The 475-nt window shown below is 62.3% G+C and carries 1 protein-coding gene; it reads right to left on the minus strand.

Going from position 1 to position 475, the window contains the following annotated elements; genetic code table 11:
* Positions 1–475, minus strand: a 475-nt coding sequence (locus EN969_RS34750; protein WP_164758829.1) for a substrate-binding domain-containing protein, incomplete at both ends; no start/stop codon positions are given.

A 475-nucleotide genomic window follows, 5' to 3' on the forward strand; every position in this document is an offset into this window, starting at 1 on the left:
GGCGTCGCGATCACATCGTCGATGTCCTTGGTGCGCTGCACGGCGGCCTGGTTGGAAAGCTCGCCCATGATCACATAGACATTGGCTTCCTTCTTGCCGGCTTCCTTGAACAGGCGGCAGACTTCCTTGGTCTCGAGCGTGCCGGAATCGGCTTCGTTCGAGGCGACGAAGGCCTGGTTGTCGGGCAGCGTGTCGACGTTGACCGGCTCGCGGTTGACATAGACCAGCGGGATCTTGGCTGCGGCGGCGGCATCCGACATCGCCTGCGTGGCCGAAGTGTCGACCGGGTTGACGATGATGGCGTCGACGCCCGAAGCGGCGAAGTTCTTGATCTGGTCAAGCTGCTTGGCAACGTCGTTCTGCGCGTCCTCGACCTGCAGCTCGACGCCGCTCATACCCTTGGCCTGCTCGATCATGCCGTTGCGCAGCACGGTCAGGAAGTTGTCGTCGAACTTGGCCATCGACACGCCAACCT

Origin of the sequence: Mesorhizobium sp. M7A.F.Ca.CA.003.01.2.1 (genome assembly GCF_003998945.1) — a bacterium.
Lineage (GTDB): Bacteria > Pseudomonadota > Alphaproteobacteria > Rhizobiales > Rhizobiaceae > Mesorhizobium > Mesorhizobium ciceri.